Source organism: Paraburkholderia madseniana (genome assembly GCF_009690905.1).
Taxonomy (GTDB): Bacteria; Pseudomonadota; Gammaproteobacteria; order Burkholderiales; family Burkholderiaceae; genus Paraburkholderia; species Paraburkholderia madseniana.
In genome coordinates this window covers 1-19,321 of sequence record NZ_VOSW01000041.1, presented here as the reverse complement: position 1 = coordinate 19,321, position 19,321 = coordinate 1, and the positions used below count along the sequence as shown (strand labels likewise).

General features: G+C 59.9%; 17 protein-coding genes and 1 pseudogene. 8 read left to right on the top strand and 10 right to left on the bottom strand.

Going from position 1 to position 19,321, the window contains the following annotated elements:
• The first annotated feature begins 7 nt into the window (after window positions 1–7).
• Together FSO04_RS21685 and FSO04_RS21680 are read left to right on the top strand one after the other, a co-directional pair.
• Window positions 8–1,060 carry a pilus assembly protein TadG-related protein gene (locus FSO04_RS21685; protein ID WP_154562307.1) on the top strand — a complete coding sequence of 351 codons (1,053 nt, stop codon included), beginning with the start codon at window positions 8–10 and terminating at the stop codon, window positions 1,058–1,060.
• 70 nt (window positions 1,061–1,130) lie between these two features.
• Window positions 1,131–1,844 (top strand): methyltransferase family protein, encoded by a 714-nt coding sequence (locus tag FSO04_RS21680; protein ID WP_233464937.1) that lies wholly within the window; start codon window positions 1,131–1,133, stop codon window positions 1,842–1,844.
• A gap of 567 nt (window positions 1,845–2,411) precedes the next feature.
• Here FSO04_RS21680 and FSO04_RS21675 read toward each other — a convergent pair.
• Window positions 2,412–4,118, bottom strand: a complete 1,707-nt coding sequence (locus FSO04_RS21675; RefSeq protein WP_154562305.1) for a 3-(methylthio)propionyl-CoA ligase — start codon at window positions 4,116–4,118, stop codon at window positions 2,412–2,414.
• A gap of 440 nt (window positions 4,119–4,558) precedes the next feature.
• On the opposite strand from FSO04_RS21675, the gene FSO04_RS21670 reads away from it, so the two are divergent.
• Window positions 4,559–4,849, top strand: coding sequence for a hypothetical protein (locus FSO04_RS21670; protein WP_154562303.1), 291 nt, complete (start codon window positions 4,559–4,561; stop codon window positions 4,847–4,849).
• A gap of 93 nt (window positions 4,850–4,942) precedes the next feature.
• Here FSO04_RS21670 and FSO04_RS21665 read toward each other — a convergent pair whose 3' ends face one another.
• Window positions 4,943–5,677 carry a phosphatase PAP2 family protein gene (locus tag FSO04_RS21665; RefSeq protein ID WP_154562301.1) on the bottom strand — a complete coding sequence of 245 codons (735 nt, stop codon included), beginning with the start codon at window positions 5,675–5,677 and terminating at the stop codon, window positions 4,943–4,945.
• An 823-nt stretch (window positions 5,678–6,500) separates the two neighbouring features.
• Window positions 6,501–7,076, bottom strand: coding sequence for a TetR/AcrR family transcriptional regulator (locus tag FSO04_RS21660; protein ID WP_035538937.1), 576 nt, complete (start codon window positions 7,074–7,076; stop codon window positions 6,501–6,503).
• Window positions 7,077–7,206: 130 nt separating this feature from the next.
• Here FSO04_RS21660 and FSO04_RS21655 point away from each other — a divergent pair, with 130 nt between their 5' ends.
• The 3 genes from FSO04_RS21655 (at window position 7,207) to FSO04_RS21645 (ending at window position 10,667) form a co-directional block, all read left to right on the top strand.
• Entirely contained in the window at window positions 7,207–7,941 is a 735-nt protein-coding gene (locus FSO04_RS21655; RefSeq protein ID WP_007588950.1) for an SDR family NAD(P)-dependent oxidoreductase, read from the top strand.
• Window positions 7,942–8,043: 102 nt separating this feature from the next.
• Window positions 8,044–8,643, top strand: a complete 600-nt coding sequence (locus tag FSO04_RS21650; protein WP_154562299.1) for an NADPH-dependent F420 reductase — start codon at window positions 8,044–8,046, stop codon at window positions 8,641–8,643.
• 695 nt (window positions 8,644–9,338) lie between these two features.
• Window positions 9,339–10,667 (top strand): NAD(P)/FAD-dependent oxidoreductase, encoded by a 1,329-nt coding sequence (locus tag FSO04_RS21645; RefSeq protein WP_007735328.1) that lies wholly within the window; start codon window positions 9,339–9,341, stop codon window positions 10,665–10,667.
• Between the two features lie 280 nt (window positions 10,668–10,947).
• On the opposite strand, the gene FSO04_RS21640 is transcribed toward FSO04_RS21645, so the two are convergent.
• From FSO04_RS21640 to FSO04_RS21620, 5 genes are all read right to left on the bottom strand, one after another.
• Window positions 10,948–11,139 carry a hypothetical protein gene (locus FSO04_RS21640; protein ID WP_154562297.1) on the bottom strand — a complete coding sequence of 64 codons (192 nt, stop codon included), beginning with the start codon at window positions 11,137–11,139 and terminating at the stop codon, window positions 10,948–10,950.
• 183 nt (window positions 11,140–11,322) lie between these two features.
• Window positions 11,323–11,532, bottom strand: coding sequence for a dodecin (locus tag FSO04_RS21635; protein WP_154562295.1), 210 nt, complete (start codon window positions 11,530–11,532; stop codon window positions 11,323–11,325).
• A 181-nt stretch (window positions 11,533–11,713) separates the two neighbouring features.
• Window positions 11,714–13,222 (bottom strand): CoA transferase, encoded by a 1,509-nt coding sequence (locus tag FSO04_RS21630; protein ID WP_154562293.1) that lies wholly within the window; start codon window positions 13,220–13,222, stop codon window positions 11,714–11,716.
• Window positions 13,223–13,312: 90 nt separating this feature from the next.
• A complete protein-coding gene (locus tag FSO04_RS21625; protein ID WP_103153846.1) occupies window positions 13,313–14,266 on the bottom strand; it encodes a 3-hydroxyacyl-CoA dehydrogenase NAD-binding domain-containing protein in 954 nt (317 codons plus the stop codon).
• Window positions 14,267–14,287: 21 nt separating this feature from the next.
• The gene (locus FSO04_RS21620) at window positions 14,288–15,202 is read right to left on the bottom strand and encodes a 3-hydroxyacyl-CoA dehydrogenase (protein WP_154562291.1); all 915 of its coding nucleotides are present in this window, start codon (window positions 15,200–15,202) and stop codon (window positions 14,288–14,290) included.
• A gap of 833 nt (window positions 15,203–16,035) precedes the next feature.
• On the opposite strand from FSO04_RS21620, the gene FSO04_RS21615 reads away from it, so the two are divergent.
• Window positions 16,036–16,437: a GNAT family N-acetyltransferase gene (locus FSO04_RS21615; RefSeq protein ID WP_154562289.1), complete on the top strand. Its 402-nt coding sequence runs from the start codon at window positions 16,036–16,038 to the stop codon at window positions 16,435–16,437.
• Window positions 16,438–16,519: 82 nt separating this feature from the next.
• Here FSO04_RS21615 and FSO04_RS21610 read toward each other — a convergent pair whose 3' ends face one another.
• Window positions 16,520–17,191 carry a response regulator transcription factor gene (locus tag FSO04_RS21610; RefSeq protein ID WP_154562287.1) on the bottom strand — a complete coding sequence of 224 codons (672 nt, stop codon included), beginning with the start codon at window positions 17,189–17,191 and terminating at the stop codon, window positions 16,520–16,522.
• Between the two features lie 150 nt (window positions 17,192–17,341).
• Window positions 17,342–17,579, bottom strand: a pseudogene (locus FSO04_RS21605) (hydrolase); the annotation flags it as partial.
• A 155-nt stretch (window positions 17,580–17,734) separates the two neighbouring features.
• Between FSO04_RS21605 and FSO04_RS21600 the strand changes: the two are divergent.
• On the top strand, window positions 17,735–18,655 hold the full coding sequence (locus FSO04_RS21600) for a LysR family transcriptional regulator (RefSeq protein ID WP_154562286.1): 921 nt from the start codon (window positions 17,735–17,737) through the stop codon (window positions 18,653–18,655).
• Window positions 18,656–19,321 lie beyond the last annotated feature (666 nt).

The window sequence follows — 19,321 nt, the reverse complement described above, 5'->3', positions numbered from 1 at the left end:
GGTGAAGATGAAGCGCACTGCCAACCCGTCGCGAATTCAGCCATCCCGCCCCCTGAGTCGGCAACGCGGCTCCGTGGCGCTCTTCTTCGTGTTGTTCCTCGTAGCGTTGCTGAGCTTCGGCGCATTCGCAGTCGACCTTGCGCGTGTCAGCGTGGTGCGCAATGAACTGCAAAATGCGGCCGACGCCGCGGCGCTGAGCGGTGCGGCCGCGCTATTGGCTGCCGGCACTAGCGGGCCGAACTGGGCTCTGGCGCAAACCGCAGCAAGTAACAGCGTCTCGCTAAACCGCTCCGATCAGCAGAAGCTGACGACGGGCGCGATTCAGACCGGTTACTGGAACCTGTCGGGCAGCCCAGCCGGCATTCAGCCGACAACGATTTCGCCGGGCCTCGACGATGCGCCCGCAGTGCAGGTAATTGTGACGCGCGCGGCAAACCAGAACGGGGGTGCGATCAATCTGTTTCTGGGCGGCCTGCTGAACCTGCTGAGCACGCCCGGCAGCGCCACTGCCGTAGCCGTGGCTGCGTCGCCAGGGACGGTCGGCGCGGGCGGCCTGTTTCCCGTCGTGCTGGACCAGTGCATTTTCAACCAGTACTGGAACGCGCAGACCAATCAACCCATGATCGACCCATCGACGGGTCAGCCTTACGAATTCAACATTACGAACGGTCAAGTCTATGGGGCATCGTGTTCTGCCGGCCAGTGGACGTCATTCCTGATCAACGCGAACAACGTGCCGACCGTTCGCTCGCTGATCGCGAACGGCAATCCAACGCCGCTGAGCATCGGCGACAGCATCTGGGTCGAACCCGGCGCGAAAACGACGCTGTACAGTTCGGTGCCGACGAACGTCACAATCGTCATTCCCGTCGCGGCGCAAATCGACATTAAGGCGTATGTTCCGATCGTCGCTTTCGCCGCGTTCTACGTCGACGCATCGGTTGGAGGTAGCGACAAATACATTCAGGGGCATTTCGTCGCGGGTTACAGGATACCGACATCTGCGAGCGGCGTCGGACCCAACTACGGAGCGTACATTGAACCGCGCCTCGCGCAGTGATCCCGATGCTGTCTGGCACGCGGCTCGCGAGCTGCGCGACGACCTTTCCTAACATCGACACGCAACGCCAATGGAACAAGAAAACCTGGGGTGGCCAGGCGCGCCCACCGCCTCGATCAGCCTCGATGCCCCGGCGTCCGTATCGCTTCCTTCATCTGCCGCGCGGCTGACGCCCAAACAACTGGTGATCGAGATTGCGTTGCGCGTCTGCACCGTGTCGGCACTTTCCGTGTTTCTCGTTTCCGCGATCCTCCAGGTTCTGAAGGACCCTTCGCGAATCACGCTGTTGCTCTTTTTGTTCACCTCACTCCTGGACATCGGCCTGGTGGTCTTCGCACGTGTTGCGCGCGAGCGGGACTTTACTCCCGTCAGCATGGTGATGTCTGTGACCGGGACCTTCTACTACGTCGCTTTTCGGATGGAGCCCGGCATCCATCTTATTCCTGAGGGGGTAGCCGTCGGATTGCAAATTGTCGGCATCGTCATCCAGCTTTGGGCGAAGCTCGCGCTGCGGCGCTCATTCGGACTTCTGCCCGCGAATCGAGGGGTTGTTGTGAGCGGGCCTTATCGCGTCTTGCGCCATCCGATGTACGTCGGGTACATGATTAGAAACGTCGGTTTTCTGCTTCCGAACTTCGGACTTCAGAATGTCATCGTGTTCGCGCTGCACTTCTGCGTACAGATCTGCCGAATCGTTCGGGAAGAACGCGTGCTGTCCAAGGATAGAAGCTACCGCGAATTCATGAGCCGCGTTCGGTATCGGTTGATCTTCGGTGTGTTCTGAATGCCGACGAGAGCAGCGGCCGCCACGCTAGCGAAGTAGGGCCGGGGACCTGATGTACGTGACATTCCGTTCGGTGGAACCGGCGACAGAGGCGAAAGATGTGGCCGCTCGGTAAGCGCCAGTCCAAGCCGAAGCATTTGCGTCTTGTCACAAGAAAAACCGCTCGCACGACGAGCACTTTTGTGCCGCGAAGCCTATTACCGATGCCATTGCGGAACTCATTGCTTTCGCCTTGGGCTGGACGCGCCGTAATGGATATAGGTCGCCACGATGCAAGGGCTGACTGGAACTGAGCGTCCGATTTGTAGAAGAATATATCTCCGTTTCAGGTAGATAGCGCCCGTCAAGAGCGCGTTAAACCGGCCATTCGCGGTAGGTCATATTCGGTGAAGTACGAGGGACCGCTCTGGCCGAAGTGCGGCAGCAGCCTGTGCGAAGACGGATGTCCGAAGCACTCCGGAAGCCGCCATTTATGTCCCGCCAGCCCGAAGGGCTGATGTGGGTCGGCTACGGCCGGTTGCACCAAATGGCGGTGCGGTGGCGGTCCCTTTGACAGCCTCCTTCCGATTATTCCGCCGCAGGTTTCGACCCGGCGCCTCCCGTTGCGCGCTCGTCGGCAAGCGGACAGTTCTCAACTTCGAGCGCCGACGGCAGCAGGTGATCGCAGAACTGCTCGCGCAGCTTCAGTTTGTGCAGCTTGCCAACGGCCGTATGCGGCAATTCGTTGACGAAGACAACGTCATCTGGCATCCACCACTTCGCGACCTTGCCCTCGTAGAACGCGAGCAGTTCTTCGCGCGTGATCTCCGCGTCCATGCGTTTGACGACGACGAGCAGCGGCCGCTGCAGCCACTTCGGATGGGCGCAGGCGATGCAGGCCGCCTCTGCGACGGCCGGATGCGCGATCGCGATGTTCTCGATTTCGATCGAACTGATCCACTCGCCTCCCGACTTGATCACATCCTTGCTTCGGTCGGTGATGCGCATGAAACCGTCCCGGTCGATCGTGGCCACGTCGCCGGTCGGAAACCAGCCGTCGACGAGCGGCGAGTCATCCTGCTGGAAATACCGCTTGATCACCCACGGACCGCGCGTGCGCAGTTCGCCGAACGCGATGCCGTCCCACGGCAGATCGCGCCCATCGTCGCCGACGATCTTCATGTCCACGCCGTAGATCACGTGCCCCTGCTTTTCGCGCAGCCTGCGCTGCTCTTCCGGCGGCCGCTGTGATTGTTCCCAGTTCAGTTTTGCGACCGTGCCGAGCGGTGACATCTCGGTCATGCCCCATCCGTGAATGGCTTCGACGCCGTATTCCTCGAAGGTGCGCAGCATCGCCGGCGGGCACGCGGACCCGCCGATCACCGCGCGTTGCAGTGACGACAACCGCACGCCCGCTTCCTTCATGTAGTTGAGCAGGCCAAGCCAGACGGTTGGCACGCCGGCGGAATACGTGACGCGCTCCGCCTGCATCAGTTCGAACAGGGATTTTCCGTCGAGATCCTTGCCCGGAAGGACGAGTTTCGCGCCCGTGAGCGGCGCGGCATGCGGCATGCCCCATGCGTTCGCATGAAACATCGGCACGACGGGCAACACCGAGTCGCGCGCCGATAGACACATCGCATCCGGCAGCGAACCGGCGTACGCGTGCAGCACCGTAGAGCGATGCGAATACAGCGCGCCCTTTGGATTGCCTGTCGTGCCCGAGGTGTAACAGAGGTACGATGCCTGGCGCTCGTCGAGGAGCGGCCAGTCGAATGCGCCGTCGTGCGGTTTGAGCAACGTCTCGTAGCTGATGAGCGGTATGGGCGTCTGCATCGCAGGCAGATGCGCGTCGTCGGCAAGCGCGATCCACCCACGCACCTTCGGGCAGAGCGGCGCAAGGCAATCGATCAGCTGCGCGAACGTCGTATCGAACAGCACGTAGCTGTCATCGGCGTCGTTGATGATCCATGCGATCTGCTCGGGGAAGAGCCGGGGGTTGATGGTATGGCAGACGGCCCCGAAGCCCGTCGTGCCGTAATAGGCTTCCAGATGGCGGTAACCGTTCCATGCCAGCGTGCCGATCCGTTCGCCCGGCTGCACATCCAGCGCGATAAGCGCCTGTGCCAGTTGCTTCGCGCGTTTTTCGCAGTCGCGATACGTGTAGCGATGCACGTCGCCTTCGATGCGCTTTGACACGATCTCGGTCGTGCCGAAGTGACGTGACGCATGGGCCAGCAGTGAGGAAACCGTCAGCGGCACGTCCATCATCTGTCCGAGCAGCGGTGTCGTCATAGCCGAGTCTCCCTGCTATTGTCGCGAACTCGGAATCGCGTAAGAGTGCTAGGAATATCGGACATGGCACCCGCCCGGCAGCCGAGCCTTCAGGCTATTCAACATAGTTGAGGCCTGCGAGTGTTGCAAATAGATAAGATGCATATTGCTCATGTCCCGCGTCTGTAGCACCCGCAATCCGCGCACGGAGACTAGCCACGCGCATGTCAGACCGTAGTCGGCCAATTGCGGACGTTGGCTGAAGGCACCTGGATTTTGCACCGCTTCTCATGTTTACTACGGCGGTACAGTTACTACACTTGGTATGGGTCGCGGAAGTCAGGTGCGCGGCCTTCTCAATTACTTCCACGCACTACACGCTGTCGAAAAGAGCAGTTACACGCTGCACACATTGTTCGTGCGGCATGCTCGTTTCGCTGGTCAAACAGGAGGATGCAATCATGCAAACTGTTATAAGGAGATTTTCCGGAAAGGGTGCAAAGGAGTTGTTCGATCTGCTGGAGAAGCGCACGGCTGACGTCGAAGAACTGATGCGTTCGGTCAAAGGCTTTGTCAGCTACACCCTCGCACGCAGCGGCGATGGCGGATTCTCGGTGACTGTTTGCCAGGACAAGACAGGCACTGACGAAAGCGTGCAGAAGGCGAAGGACTGGATCGCGAAAAACGCCGGAAACACGGGCGTGGGCGCGCCGGAGATATCGGAGGGATCAGTCCTCATTCACCTGAAGTAACTTTGCCTTGCGACTGGCAGCGCGTGAGTTCAGCGGGCGGATTGGGACGTGCGCCGCCGGTCTCACCATCCACTCCTCACGCTCACGCTCACGCTATTGCCAGTGGTTGCCGGGCCCATAAGTTGCGGTCCCGTCCAGTCGTACTGCCTTTGAAACGGACTGCTCGAGCAAACGTATTTCCACCGACTGGGTTATCAGTTCAAAACACAAGAGAAACGCCAACGTATAACCGCCCCCGGGAAATCTCTGAATCCATCCCAGTATCGGCACCGCAAAACGCGTTCTGACGGAGTCCCGTGTCATTACGTATGTGATGATAATCCCGATCGCCGCACCCGCGAGTATGTCGGTCGGATAGTGCAAGCCGAGATAAACGCGCGGCATGCATATGAAGATAGCGGTGTACAAAAGCGCAAGCACGCCCACGCGGCGCCAGACGAGAAAAATTCCTGTCGCGACTGACATCCACAGCATCGCGTGGTCGCTCGGAAAGGAACTCCAGGTTCGCACGTCTCGCAGACTGGCGGATGGAAAGTGCAGGTGCAGTTCGGGGTTATAGATTGGCCGCACCCGAAATGGCAAATAATCGGCGAGAAGCCTGCCGATTGCGAGCGCCAGAAGGCCGCCCACAATCGTTGCAATGACCATTTCACGCTCCCATTCGCCACGCTGACTGGGTTTGAACCACATCCACCACAAAATGGGTATGAGCACGAGGCCCTTGAATGTATACAGGTCCGCGATTACCCTTATCGCGTGGTTAATCAGGTCGGAGCTAAAAGCGTTGTGCGTCAGGAAAGCTAGGATTGCTGTATCGAAACTGTTCATTCGGCATGTCCTCTTGGATTCATGGCTATAAAAATGCCTGGTTATCGGAAGCTGACGCGCGCTTTTCTCTCAACCGCGAATGAGCCAAGTATGCCACCCGGGACGTAAGGCACAAGACGAATGCAAAATAAGGGGCCCGGGGAGCAACGGCAGTGCCCCGACCTAAGGATCGGTTGAATCGCGCAGTGGGCGCAATTCACCGCGTGCGACGGCCACCGGCGCCGCGAACGAGTAGCGTACGAGCATGTTGACTTCGCGAGCGCGAAGTTAGAATGGCGCATGCAAGACATTGGGGCAAGCATCAATCGTTATCAGAAGTACGGGCGCTACTCGCCCATGATTGCGCTGATACGCCTCGCGGTAGACAGCATGCACCCGTTCGCAAGGGAGGCCGAGGCGCTCATGGCAGGGTACAGTGCAGCGGGTAGCGGATGACACGCTCGTCCCGCGAATGTACTAAAGGACGATGATTTCAAGCGATCCGTGGGTAGCTTCAGAAGCGGGTCGGGTTACCTTGAATCAATGTCCGCTTCGTAGAACGGTGAACGTCGGCTCAGGGTCGATGACGGTCTGACGCGAGTCGATCTCTGGCGATTACCCTATGCAATCAGGATCGGACCGTGATTGGCCATGTGCGGTCGCTGGGTAGTGCGACAGCTCAGCCGCTCCAGCGTCTTATCGCCTTCGTCAACAGCCGCTCAAAACTCCCGACACGATCAGTTGCATTCGTCACCTTTGCCAAGACTTTTGCGCATAGTGTCGCCGGCGTCGGTCATAGAGGACGCCATCCGACGCAATGCAGACAACAATTCGTTGGACTCGGTTACGTTGCCTTCTTGATATCGTTGCCAGGCCGATTTGTCAGGATGGCGCTCGTAATAACGTGAAAGAGATGATCCCCCCGTGGCGCGAATCCGGGCTGGCCGACGAGCCAGCCGAGCGCCGACATCAGGGCGAACAGGTCGACCCCATCAATATCGGCGCGCGCCGTCCCCTCGGCTTGAGCGCGGAGCAGTAGTCGCGCGCCCGCCGAACGCAGCGCTGTGCTCGAAGCATGAAGCGCGGAGTCCGGGTCCGCGTGCGCGGTCGCAAACAAGGCGCAAATACCGCTATAGCTGCGAACGAATGCCACCCCATCGCGAAACCAGGACACCAGCGCTTCGTCAGGTGGATTCGACGTTTCGAGTTCGGCCGCCTGCTGTATCAGTTCGTCCACGTTCATGCGCAGCAACGCTTCGAATAAGGCTTCTCGTGTCGGGAAATGGCGAAATAGTGTCGCCAACCCGACGTCGGCCCGGCGGGCGATATCTCGCATGGACGCCTCGGCACCATGCTCGGTGACGACGTCACGCGCGACTGCAAGGAGATGGTCGTAATTCTTTCTGGCGTCAGCTCGCATAAATTGCCTTGACAAACGGATCAGTGATCCGAATATAATGAACCTGTATCCGGATCAGTGATCCACAAGATACAGCACATTTGTGCAGATGGGAACAGAGGCGCAGTACGACACCACGAAAGGAGATGTCATGGGAAAGCTTGAGGGTAAGGTTGCAGTCATCACGGGTGGATCGAGCGGCATGGCGCTGGCGAGCGCCAAGCGGTTCGTTGAAGAAGGCGCCTATGTTTTCATCACGGGCCGGAGGCAGGAGGCGCTCGACGAGGCCGTCAAGCTGATTGGCCGGAACGTGACCGGCGTGCGCGGCGACGGGGCCAATCTAGACGACCTCGACCGCCTGTTCGATACAGTCAAGCGGGAAAAGGGCAAGATCGACATCCTGTTCGCGAGCGCAGGCACGGGCGAAGCCGTCCCTCTGGGCGAGATTACCGAGCAGCACTTCGATGCGACCTTCGGTCTGAATACGCGCGGAACGCTGTTTACGGTTCAGAAGGCGTTGCCGCTGTTCAACGATGGCGGATCGATCTTCATGACCGGGTCAGTTGCGTCGGTGAAAGGTTTTCCTGGTTATGGCGTGTATTCGGCGAGCAAGGCGGCGTTGCGCTCATTCGCACGCACTTGGCTTAACGAACTGAAGGGCAGGAATATCCGGGTGAACGTGCTGAGCCCGGGGCCGATCGCCACGCCGATGCAGGACCAGGTTCTCACCGAGGAGGCGAAGCGGATGTTCGAATCCCTGATCCCGCGGGGAAAGATGGGTCGTCCTGAGGAAATTGCGACGGTCGCGCTGTTTCTTGCTTCAGACGATTCGAGCTTCGTGAATGGGGTGGAGTTGTCTGTCGACGGCGGCTTCTCGGCCATCTGAAATCGCGCCGAAAGCGTGTAGAAGGATCTTTCAACTCGACGAAGGTGATCTGATTTATGTCGATAGATACGGATTCCTTACAATACTGAATGGAGAGTTCGCATGAACTATTCGATTATTGGTTTTGGCGCGGTAGGCCAGGCGCTCGCCCGAGCGTTTGCAAGAAAGAACATCGATGTGACCGTCGCCAGCCGGCGCCCTCCCGAGACGTTGATGCAACAGGCACGAGCGATCGGCCCCACCGTTGTCCCCGGGACGCTGCAGGATGCAATCGCGTCCGACACGATCTTCCTCGCGGTTCCGTTTTGGGAACATCGCGAAGTCGCGAAGCAGATCACAACCTGGCAGGGCAAGACGATCATCGACACGACAAATGCTTTTGGTGTTCCTGTTGAAGACCTGGAGGGTCAGCCGCCGGCCGCGGTTGTCGCCAAGGCGTTTACCGGCGCCAGGTTCGTAAAGGGCTTTAACCATCTGCCTGCTGCCGCCCTGGCCGCTGATCCGAGCGTGAATGGCGGAAGCCGCGTCGTTTTTTTGTCGAGCGATGACGAAAATGCGGTGGCACCGGTCGCTGCTTTGGCCGAACAACTCGGTTTCGCGCCGATTGCGCTAGGACCGCTCAAGGATGGCGGCTTGCTTGTCCAAGGCAGGGGGAATACCTGGGGTCAACTGATCTTCAAGGATCTCGTCAAGTTCAAATAGCGGCACCTCACGACGAAGTCACAGCGGCCACGCACATCGCTAAACGCTTGCTGGTGATTTGACCGAGATTCCGTTGGCGCTTCTGAGCGAGTGCATGATGGCCGCTCGCGACCCGTCGGCCGCGAGCGCCCGTACTGCAGACGTGATGCGGACGGATGTCCGTTCGGAATTGGAAAGCGGCCGTTGCCAACACGGTGACGAATGACGGCTCGGGGTCGCGTGTTGTCGATCGAGACCGAGGGAGGTCGAGTCGCCGATGCGGTTTGCATGAGGCAGTGAGCGGCCACAACCCGTCGTTCACACGCGTCGCCGGTCGGACGTTCAGGCGTCGGCTTCGCCCCGCAACCAGCCATCCGCTTGTTAACGACGAGCGCCCCATGATCGGCCTTTGCCGCCGTTCGCACATCCTGTGCTTGCACGTCTGCTAACCAGGAAGCAAGAGCGTGAGAATGTGGCTAGGCAGAAACCTGGTCTCGGCAACAGTCTGCAAGATTGCAATTCAAGATTTGCCTCAGCGTTTGGTGGATCATCGTTGTATCCCTTTCGGATACAACAGGATCGTCCTATCAGCGAAGCGGTGGAACATACCAAAATCGTAGCCACTATCTGCGGATGGTGAAATCGCGCTTTAGGTGCGCATTTCCGATGTCTTGACTGCAGTAACGTACTAAGAAGCGGCAACCAACGACTATGAAATGCTAAGGATCGACGAAGTCACGGATAGCGAAGGTTTCCCCGAGCGATGCGATGTCGCGGTAATTGGCGGCGGCATTATTGGCGTCAGCACCGCTTATGAACTGGCGCGACGCGGCGTCCAGGTGGCTCTGCTCGAAAAGGGCGTCATCGGCTGCGAGCAGTCGGGGCGCAATTGGGGCTGGGTGCGTCAGCAGAACCGCGACCTCCATGAGTTGCCGCTCGCGATGCAGAGCCTCAAGCGCTGGAGCGAACTAAGCGAAGAACTGGGCGAGGACATTGGGTTTCGTAAGGCGGGCATCCTGTACGGCACGGAGCATCAATCGGACATCGCGCAGTGGGAATCGTGGCTTGCCCGCGCCCGGGAAGTCGGCTTTAACAGCGAGATCCTCAGTGCGCGCGCACTGGCAGCGCGCATTCCGTCCGGACGCGCGAAGTGGGCTGGAGGGCTGTGGTCTGGCACGGACGGCCGCGCCGAGCCGTCGAAAGCCGCGCCTGCGATTGCTCGCGGCGCGCAAGGTCTCGGCGCGATGGTGTATCAGAACTGCGCGGTACGAAGTCTCGACACGAGTGCTGGGCGTGTCTCTGGCATCTGGACGGAGCGCGGCCGGCTCGCAGCGGACACCGTCGTTCTCGCGGGAGGCGCCTGGAGCGCGTTGTTCTGCCAGCATCACGGCATCGATCTGCCCTCCATCAACGTGATGGGAACGGCGTTGCGAACCGCTGAGGCGCCGGGGGTCATCGAAGGCTGTTTCTCCGGGCCTAACTTCGCGCTGAGGAGGCGGTTGGACGGCGGCTACACCATCGCTGTTCCCGGCTACGGACGCGTGGAACTCGCGCCGCAAAACCTGCGGCATTCGGTGAAGTTCCGCACCATGTTCCGCAGCAAGCTGAAGAAAAAACTGAAGATTCGCGTCGGTGCCAGCTTCTTCCACGGACCGGAGGCAAGCGCAACCTGGCGCGACGATGACGTCTCGCCGTTCGAAGAAACGCGGGTGTTGGATCCCCGGCCTGATACCGAATGGCTCGAACGTGCCCTGCAAAATGTGTCCAGCGTGTTTCCCGAGCTGGCGGGCCTGCGGATCGCTCACGCATGGGCGGGCGCGATCGACACGACGCCGGACCTCGTTCCCGTCATCTCGAAGGTTAATGCGAAACCCGGTCTCGTGATCGCATCCGGCTTCAGCGGACACGGCTTTGGACTAGGGCCAGGCGCAGGCGTTCTCGTGAGCCGGCTGGTAATGGACGAGGCGCCGCAGTTCGACATTAAACCCTACAGACTGGCCCGCTTTTCCGACGGAACAAAACTGAGCAGCCCCGAAATGATGTGAGTCGAGGCCGCGGGCGGGCTATCGCGGCAACCCACTTCGGGAGATTGAACCTCCAGCACGATTCAACTGTATTGATTAACGGCCGTTGCAATTCGAAAAGCGGCCGGAGATCTTGATTGACCTCGTATGACGGAGAAGGGTCGACTTCCGCCGGCAGCGGAACGATCAACGGCGGCCAGCTCGGCGGTTCGGCGTCGGACCGAGTTCGGCCATGAAGCGTCATTCGCACGCACCGTTGCTCGGAAGTTCAGACGTCGGATCCACCCCAGAAAGCGGCCACTCAATTCGCGACCATGAACGTTGCTTTATCGCCTTTGCAAGGGCGCGCGGCGGCCCCCGCCGTTTCAATCGCAATCAGAGACGGCGGAGACGGAATGGCGTCCTTTGCTTGCAGAAAGCTGATTAACATCAGCCGTAACGCCATCCGCCCCTGTCTGATTTCGCGGTCGGGCACCTTCACCGCGTCAGCCATTCGGGCTTACTTGAGCCTCGCGGCACGAGCACCGTCCTGAAGGCCCCGGGAGTCTTCGACAAGACCACCTGGTCGGTCATGCCCTGATATGTGCCCAGCGGGTCCCAGAGAGGGTGTTTGCTTGAAACATCCCTGTGTTGTTCGGACCATGCGGTCAGGGCCTTTATGAGTCACCGTCTGGTCTCAGTCCTCCAGGCGCAGCCCGACCTTCAGCGTGACCTGCCAGTGCATGACCTTGCCCTCCTCAATGTGTCCGCGCGTCTCAGACACTTCGAACCAGTGCATGTTGCGCACGGTATTGGCCGCTTTGCTTAGCGCCACACGCACCGCGTCGTCGCTCGATTGCGTCGACGAGCCGGTGAGTTCAATCAGTTTGTATACGTGTTCCGACATCGGGTTCTCCTTGGTTTGAGGCGGACTACGTGGCATCGCAATGTGCCACGATATCCAGGCATGATGTGCGCCGCGGCTTACTGCTGCTTTCGCGATCGCGCGAGCGCACGCGTGTCAACAACATACGGACGGTCAAGGCCGCCGCTTACTGGGATTGCTCATCGATCGTCGGCTTAGGTCCTCACTGCGTCAGCCATTCGGGCTTGCTCGAGCCTCGTGACACGAGCACCGTCCTGAAGGACCCGGGAGTCTTCGACAGGACGACCTGGTCGGTCATGCCCTGATACGTGCCCAGCGGGGTCTCTGCCGTGAACAGATCGGGGGCGACGTAGGCGTGTTCTTCGGAAGATCCGGCGGTCGCCTGGGCATAGTCCCTGTCGAAGATGCCGAGCGAGAACAGCCACAGCACGGTTCGGGTCAGAGAAACGGTGACTCGATAGCTGCCACCCTCGATCGCACGTCGGCGCAGCGCCGCGAGTACGCCGACCGTGCCGAGCCAGCCCACCACGTTGTCGACAATGGGGATGATCGGCGGCGATTTCGGACGCGCGAGCGTACCTTCGACGGCGAACAGCCCCGAGACGGCCGCGCCGATTTCATCGAATCCCGGACGATACTTCCAGGGGCCCCTGGCGCCGTGAAGCAGGACACTGGCATGGATCAACCCAGGCTTCCTGCCGCAGAGTTCCTCAGCCTCGAGACCATGGCGTTCCAGGTAGCCCGGACGCTTGTTCGCGAAGAAGACATCGGCATCCTTCAGCAGGAGATCGAATTTCGCGCGATCCTCCGTCGAGTAGTCCAGGATCGTCGAGCGCATCCCGACCTGAGTGTCCCACGCGAACGCCTCGATTTCGCTGTCGTCGAACGGCCGCCAGATGTTGAGGACATCGGCCCCGTGCAAAGCGAGGTCTCTCCCGATGGCCGCTCCGGCAATCACGTGACCCATCCCAAGTGCGCGAATGCCGTCCAGCGGACTGGTGCCCTCTTTCCTGAAAGGGATCGGCTCGCTTTCGCCGATCTTTTCCACGTTGATCAGCGACATTCTCGAGAGGACCTCGGTGTACTGAAGCTCCTTGCGGAATTCCTCGAAAGTGCGCACCTTGGCGATGACGATCCCGGCTTCCGCCGCCGCATTCTCCAGGTCGTCCGCGCGCCATTGCAGAATGGCGTTGCGCACGGCTTCCGGGCTGGAGTCGCACCGCAGCAGGCTGAGTTCGCGGGCAGCCAGCTTTGGGTAGATGTTCAGGGGCACGACGTGCCGTCCGTCGCGGGTTTCGCGAAAGAGATTGGTATCGATCTTGAGGGCTGGAGGACGTCCATTGATCGTCTCCCATTTCAGATCGAAGAACCCCGCGAAGCGCCGCAACGCTTTACGAACGTCCACTTCGATGTCCTGTTCCTCGCCGGTCCGCAGTCGCCATAGTGCAGCGACGCCGACGGCCTTCGCGGCCAGGGCGATCGCGGACAACGAGCCGAACCGGAAGAGCGCGGGAATGATCGGATCCCGGCCGTGGAACGTGATCTTGCCACCGCTGTCCGCCGTCGATAGCCCGACGTCTTTCAGTACGTCATTGAGCGCGCCGTGGAGGTCGATATCCGCGTTCCGTGCCGGATTCGCGAGATTCGATTGAATGATTCCGGTGAGCCGATCCGGCCCGCTTTCGATTGCAAGATTGGTCGAGTCTTTCATTTGGGAAATTTCTTCGATAAGGGAGTGTCAACTGCCCGCGATCAATTCACGCGAGCCGCGGCCACGCGTGGCGTGGCCGCATCCGTACCTTTAACGCGCCTTTCCTTTGGTGCGCAGCTCGATAAGTCCGAGCAGCAGCTCATCGCGCTCTGCCTCCAGTTCCTCGATGGACCGCGATCCGACCTCGGCATGAACGCCGTCGATCAGCTTCTTCTGCACTTCCGGCGTCAGCTCCGGCGAGCCCAGTTCCTTCCACCCAGCCGTCATCGGGCCGGCGAACTGATGGAAGAAGTGCTCGATGCCGCCCGGGCCGCCGCCGAGGTGATTGAGCATCATGTTGCCCATCAAGCCCCAGCGCAGGCCCGGCCCCCAGGAGAGGGCGGTGTCGACGTCGGCGGCACTCAGCACACCCTCTGACACCAGGTAATAGACCTCGCGCGCCACCGCGAACTGCAGACGGTTGGCGACGTGGCCCCGCAATTCCTTGTTCAGGCGCACCGCCTGTTTCCCGATCGACGTATAGAACTCCATGGCGCGCTGGATCGTCTCTTCCGAGGTCTTGGTCCCGCCGACGATCTCGACCAGCGGAATCAGGTGCGGCGGATTGAACGGATGGCCGACGACGCAGCGCTCGGGATGCAGCACGGCGCCCACCTGGATGCTGCTCATGGGCAGGGTCGACGTGCTCGATGCGATGATCACGTGGGGGGGCAGCAGCTCATCGAGTTGCCGATAGAGATCCTGCTTGAATTCGAGCCGCTCGGGGCCGTTTTCCTGGACCAGATCCACATCCGTGAGTGCTTGTGCAAGCACAGGCGTGAACGTCAGGTTCGCTTGCGACGCGCCGGGCGCCAGGCCCAATCTCGTGAGCGCCGGCCAGGCAGCCTCCACGAACGCCCTGAGTTGGGCTTCGGCATTCGGGGCGATGTCCGTCGCAACGACCTTCAGCCCCTTGGCGAGAAACAGCGCGGTCCAGCTGGCACCGATCACGCCGGTGCCGATGATGGCGATGCGGCGAATGGGCTGGCTCTTGGTATCAGTCATGTCATGTCTCCAATGCGTGGGTCAGACTTCGGCATAGGCGATGCCGGTCAGGTTGCCTTGGGCGAAAAGGAAGTTGCGCGGGTTTTTTCCATCGAGATCGGCGGAGTAGATCGAGCCGCCCAGGTCCGTGACGAACATCCGATTTCCGGGAATGTCGAGTGCGATGCCGATTCCCTCCATCAGGTGCGTAACGAGGATTTCAGACGTCGCGGGTCCGTCGATCGGCGTTCGATTGACGGAGTTGCCGCGCGGAGGATCGCCGCGGTCGGTCCAGTAGAGGACACGCTTCGTGAGGTCGAGCTCGAGGTCGATGGGCTCGGGCAGCCGGTCGAACAGCACCTCGATGTCGGAGCGGTTTGTCGGGCCTTCGCCCTGCGGGATCTCGATATTGGCGCGGAAGATGCGGCCCAGGCCGGCGTTGTCCGGACCTTTTTGCGTCCAGTAGAGCTTCTTGTGCTTCGGATCGATCGTGATTCCGACGCACCACCGGGTCTGGTCGAGACGGTCCTGGTCGCTCTGCCCGGTCGCGACCAGCGTTTCGACTTGAGAGCCGTCGAGGTTGGCGCGCATCACGCGCATGCCCTCTCGATCGCACCAATAGAGCTTGCCATTTGCCTTGTCGAGATGAATCTGCTTCGGTGTGTGCGTGACGCCTTGCGGGACGATGACCACGCGGTTCTTGCCATCCAGGTCGGCACGTTCGATCGAGCCGTCATGGAGGCCGATTGAACCCATGTTGGTCCAGTAGATATGACCGGCATCAACGTCCGCGACGATGCCGTCGGGGAGGCGGCAATCCGCGACGATCGTCTTGAGGTCGGATCCGTCGGGATTGATCGAGTGAATGCGGCCACCGCTCAGTTCGAGGAAAAACAATCGGCCGGAGCGGGTCGCATCCGGGGAAATATTCGTTCCGCTGGTTCGGGGCGAGGTCATAGTGTGTCCTTTCGTGTCATTGCCATCGGAAGAGAGATTGAATGTCGGGCACGACTGTGTACCGCCGGGTAGCGATCTCGTCGATCATTACCGCTGGCTTTCCGATCCCTTCGCGATCGGAATCGGATGCCGTGAATTGCCCGGCAGGACGTTCATCCGGCCCGCGATCACATCGAGGTCCGCAGTGCAATCGCCAAGCCGTGGTGTCTGAATTGAACGGTTTGTAGTGCCAATTTCCTGATGGTAGCTGGCGGGGCAAAGGGCGGCTATTACATAAAGCTGGAATACGCCTCGTGTCCCGTACTCGTTAGAGGCGTGTCCTTGCGTGAATGACCGTTTGACCTTTGATGGTGTTGAAAAAGCCGGCGACGGTCTACATCGCGAGGTTTTCATTGGTCGCTCCTTAACCGAGGCCCGCGAACGGCTTGTAGTGCGATCTGAGAGATCGATTTTCTGGCCGGCGGTGGGCAACCAACTGCCGCGAGTTTTTCGACAGCATCCCTTTGAAACCGGCCAGGCTCACGCTCTCCGTCTCCCCGGCGACCCCGAGGAGAGATCGCTGGCACGAAGTTTCGTAGGTCCGATTCGGGTCGATTTCGGCGGTTCGTCGGGAGCCGAGGTTCGGCCAGCAGCGGATCGGTGACTCAGCTGTCCGGTGAACGGCATTCCGCATCCATTGGCTTTCGCCGGCCCCAACCGACTGATGCCGATCCTCTTTATCCAGTACTCTGCCGAAGACCTGCTTATCGCGATCGGCGGTTGTGGTGGATCTGGATTTTCGGCTGCCCGTACCCGGAGACTCGGAATGGCTATTTGGCACATACCGGCGAACGATGAAAGGTTTCGTTACTTCAGCGTATGGCTGGGATGACAACTTGCAGCAAGCGGGCTTTGCAAAAAGCCTTCGTCAGGGCCCTTGTCAAATAGTTACGTGGAAAGGCGGCCGCTGCGGGTTTGTGCACTGGGACGTCGAACCGGATGTCTTATGGCTGAGGATGCTTTGTATCGTGCCGGAGATGCAAAACAAGTCGATCGGCAGTGCAGCGATTGCCAAGGTCATGTCGTTGTCCAGTTTTTTACAAAAACCCCTGTACCTGAATGTCTTCATACGCAACCGAGTTGCCTATGACTGGTACAGCAGAATCGGTTTTGTCGAAGTCGAAAACGACGGCAAGATCTGCACTTTGGTGCTTGCTCCTTCGTCGTCACCGGACCTCATGGAACGGCATGCGTAATCTCCCAAGCACCGTGTCCGCAGCGGAAACAGCCGGGTTCGAAGGCGTCATCCGCTCGTCGGCGCAACCGGACATTCGTGCGTCAGCTTCGCTCTCGAAACAGCCGCTCGGCTGGTGACGCCGTTCGTTGCGTCGTCGACGACGTTTGAAGCTGCAGTCTGCTTGCCTGTCTGACGAGCGTGGCAAATGAATCCGCCTGCATTTTTCTCATGATGTTGCCGCGATGCACCTGCACGGTGTATTCGGTGATACCAAGGACTGCCGCCGCCTGCTTGTTGAGCCGGCCGCTTGCGAGTAACGGCAACAGCTCCTGCTCACGAGGCGTCAGCGATTGGTGGAGAGCCTGGAGCGCCGCGGTATCTTCCGCCTCCTTGCGAAGAACGTGCGCCGTGGCGAGTGCCGCATCGACCGCGCGCATCAACGAGTCTTCATCGAGTGGCTTTGTGAGGAAGTCAATTGCCCCGCCCTTCATGGCCAGGACCGTGGACGGCACATCTGCCCTTCCGGTAATGAAAATGACGGGAATCGGAGAGTCCGTGCGGACAAGCCTCTGGACTTCCAGGCCACTCATGCCTGGCATTCTCATATCCAGTATCAGGCACGCGACGACATTTTGATGCGGCGTGTCCAGAAACGCTTCGCCAGAGTCGAATGTCTGGACGTCCCTTCCGTTTGCGCGCAACAGCGCAGCGAGTGCTTCTCGCACGCGCCCGTCGTCGTCGACTACGTAGACTAATTCGCTCGCGGATTCCATAGAACCTCTCTATCGGTAGGTGAAAGCCCTTCCTTGTCGGACTAACGGTTTTAAATGTCTGCTTGCCTTAGCGGCCAACGCGTACTATCGACCCATCCACAATCGTCGCAACCCTCTTCGGCGAGATCCGCTCGGTGTTTCCGGATGACGGATCGGACCCGAGAAGGTCTTCAATGCCACCGTGGTCAGGATCGTCGAAACGGAGAAATCCTTCGCCGCCTTCGCAACCTGCGCGGCATTGTTGCGCAGCAGAACCGGATCGATCGACTTCGTGGCGAACGCCATTTGCGACTTTGTCGATCAGGATCAGCGTGTGATCGGCCGGCGAAAGCAGCAGTTTTCCAGGCTTGGCTGTGCTTGGAGCATCGTGTTTTCCAGGTTGATTCAGCAAACCTGATATCGCGTGATGAAGGCCGTCCGCGCTGAGAGTTCCATCGACACGGATGAGAGCGCCCGCAGGAACGATTTCGAAGGAACGATAGTAATTGACCTTCTCAACCTGATAAATAGAATGGAACGAATGGATTCCATTCCGTTTTTTTCATGCCTTCTCTTCCCGATCTTCAAGCCTGGGCCATATTTGCCCGTGTTTCCGATCTCGGCTCGTTTGCCAAAGCGGCCGAGTCGCTCGGCATGTCGCAGCCCACCGTATCGAAGGCGATTGCCCGCCTGGAGCAACGGCTCGGCACAGCGCTGCTATATCGGACATCGCGCCGGCTGTCGTTAACCCCGACGGGCTGCATGGCCCTCGAACGCGCGGTCCGCATCCTGAACGAAGGTGAAGCCGTCGAAGCCGAGGCGTCGGCGCAAGCGCTCACGCCGCACGGCACGGTGCGCGTCGGTGCGCCGATGTCGTTTGGCCTCAAATATCTGACGCCGCTGATTCCCGAATTTCTCAACCGCTATCCCGACGTCAACATCGACCTGTCGTTGACAGATACTGTGGTCGATGTCGTCGCCGAAGGGTACGATGTGGCACTGCGCATCGCCGAACTGCCGGACTCGTCGCTGCGCTCGCGCAAGCTCTGCGAGGTGCGCCGGCCGCTCGTCGCAAGCACGGACTATCTGTCCCCCAACGGCCGCCCGAAGCATCCACGGGAACTCGCGGACCATGCCTGCCTGATCTACACCAATCTACCGACGCCCGGCCAATGGCGCTTCCGTAATGCGTCCGGAGACGAGTGCGTGGTGCCCGTGAAGGGGAGAATCAGCAGCAACAATGCCGAGGCCATTATTCCGGCACTGCTTGCGGGACAGGGTCTGGCGCTGCAACCGGAGTTCGTCGTCTGGGATGCGCTGTGCAGCGGCGAACTGGAGGAAGTCTTGCCAGACTGGCAGATTGCGCGAGTTCATCTCAACCTCGTCACACCGCCTGGCGGTTTCAGACCGGCGCGGGTGACAGCGATGCTGGCCTATCTCGGCGAATGTCTTGCGAGCGTGCCCTGGGCGCATACGCAAGACTGAACTCCCATGAATGCTGGAGTTAAGTGCGCAACAAACTCGCCCGGGTTGCTTCGTCAGATCACTTGTTGGCGTTCGTGGGAGAGGTTGGCGTCATCCACATCGTTTGGTAATCCACAGCAGACCATACTGGTTCCAGGGCATCCACGATTTATCTTCGCGGCCGGCCACGTGAAGCGCGCGATACTACGTCAGTGTTCTTCCTGAGCAACAGAGTTGACTAGACGGTCGCGCGGGCGGGATGCGGCCGTAACTGAGCGATGTCGTGGGTAGGCGTCTGCTTGACGCTCAATGGATATTTTCGGCTGCGGTGCGATGGTCTGTCCGGTGTCGAGCGTACGCGCAGAGATAGCCGCGTGAACGACCGTTATAGCTTGGAACCTGTCGTAGCGTTCACACTTGGGCGAGCGGCCGGTGAGGGTCGACTTGAGCCGGATGCAGCGCGATCAAAACCCGGCCCGCCACTGCGGTTCAGCATCGGACCGCGCTCGGCCCAGAGTGTGTCAAAACGCGTAGCCGGCGGAAATTTGAGGACACGCTGACTCGTTGGCAGATTGGGGCGAGTCGATTGCGGCACGACAAACGTCAATTCAGTGCCGAATGTATTGCGGGGACGGTGAGTCGCATACGGGTTTCACACCCGCATCGCTTTCATAACCGTTTCTGAAC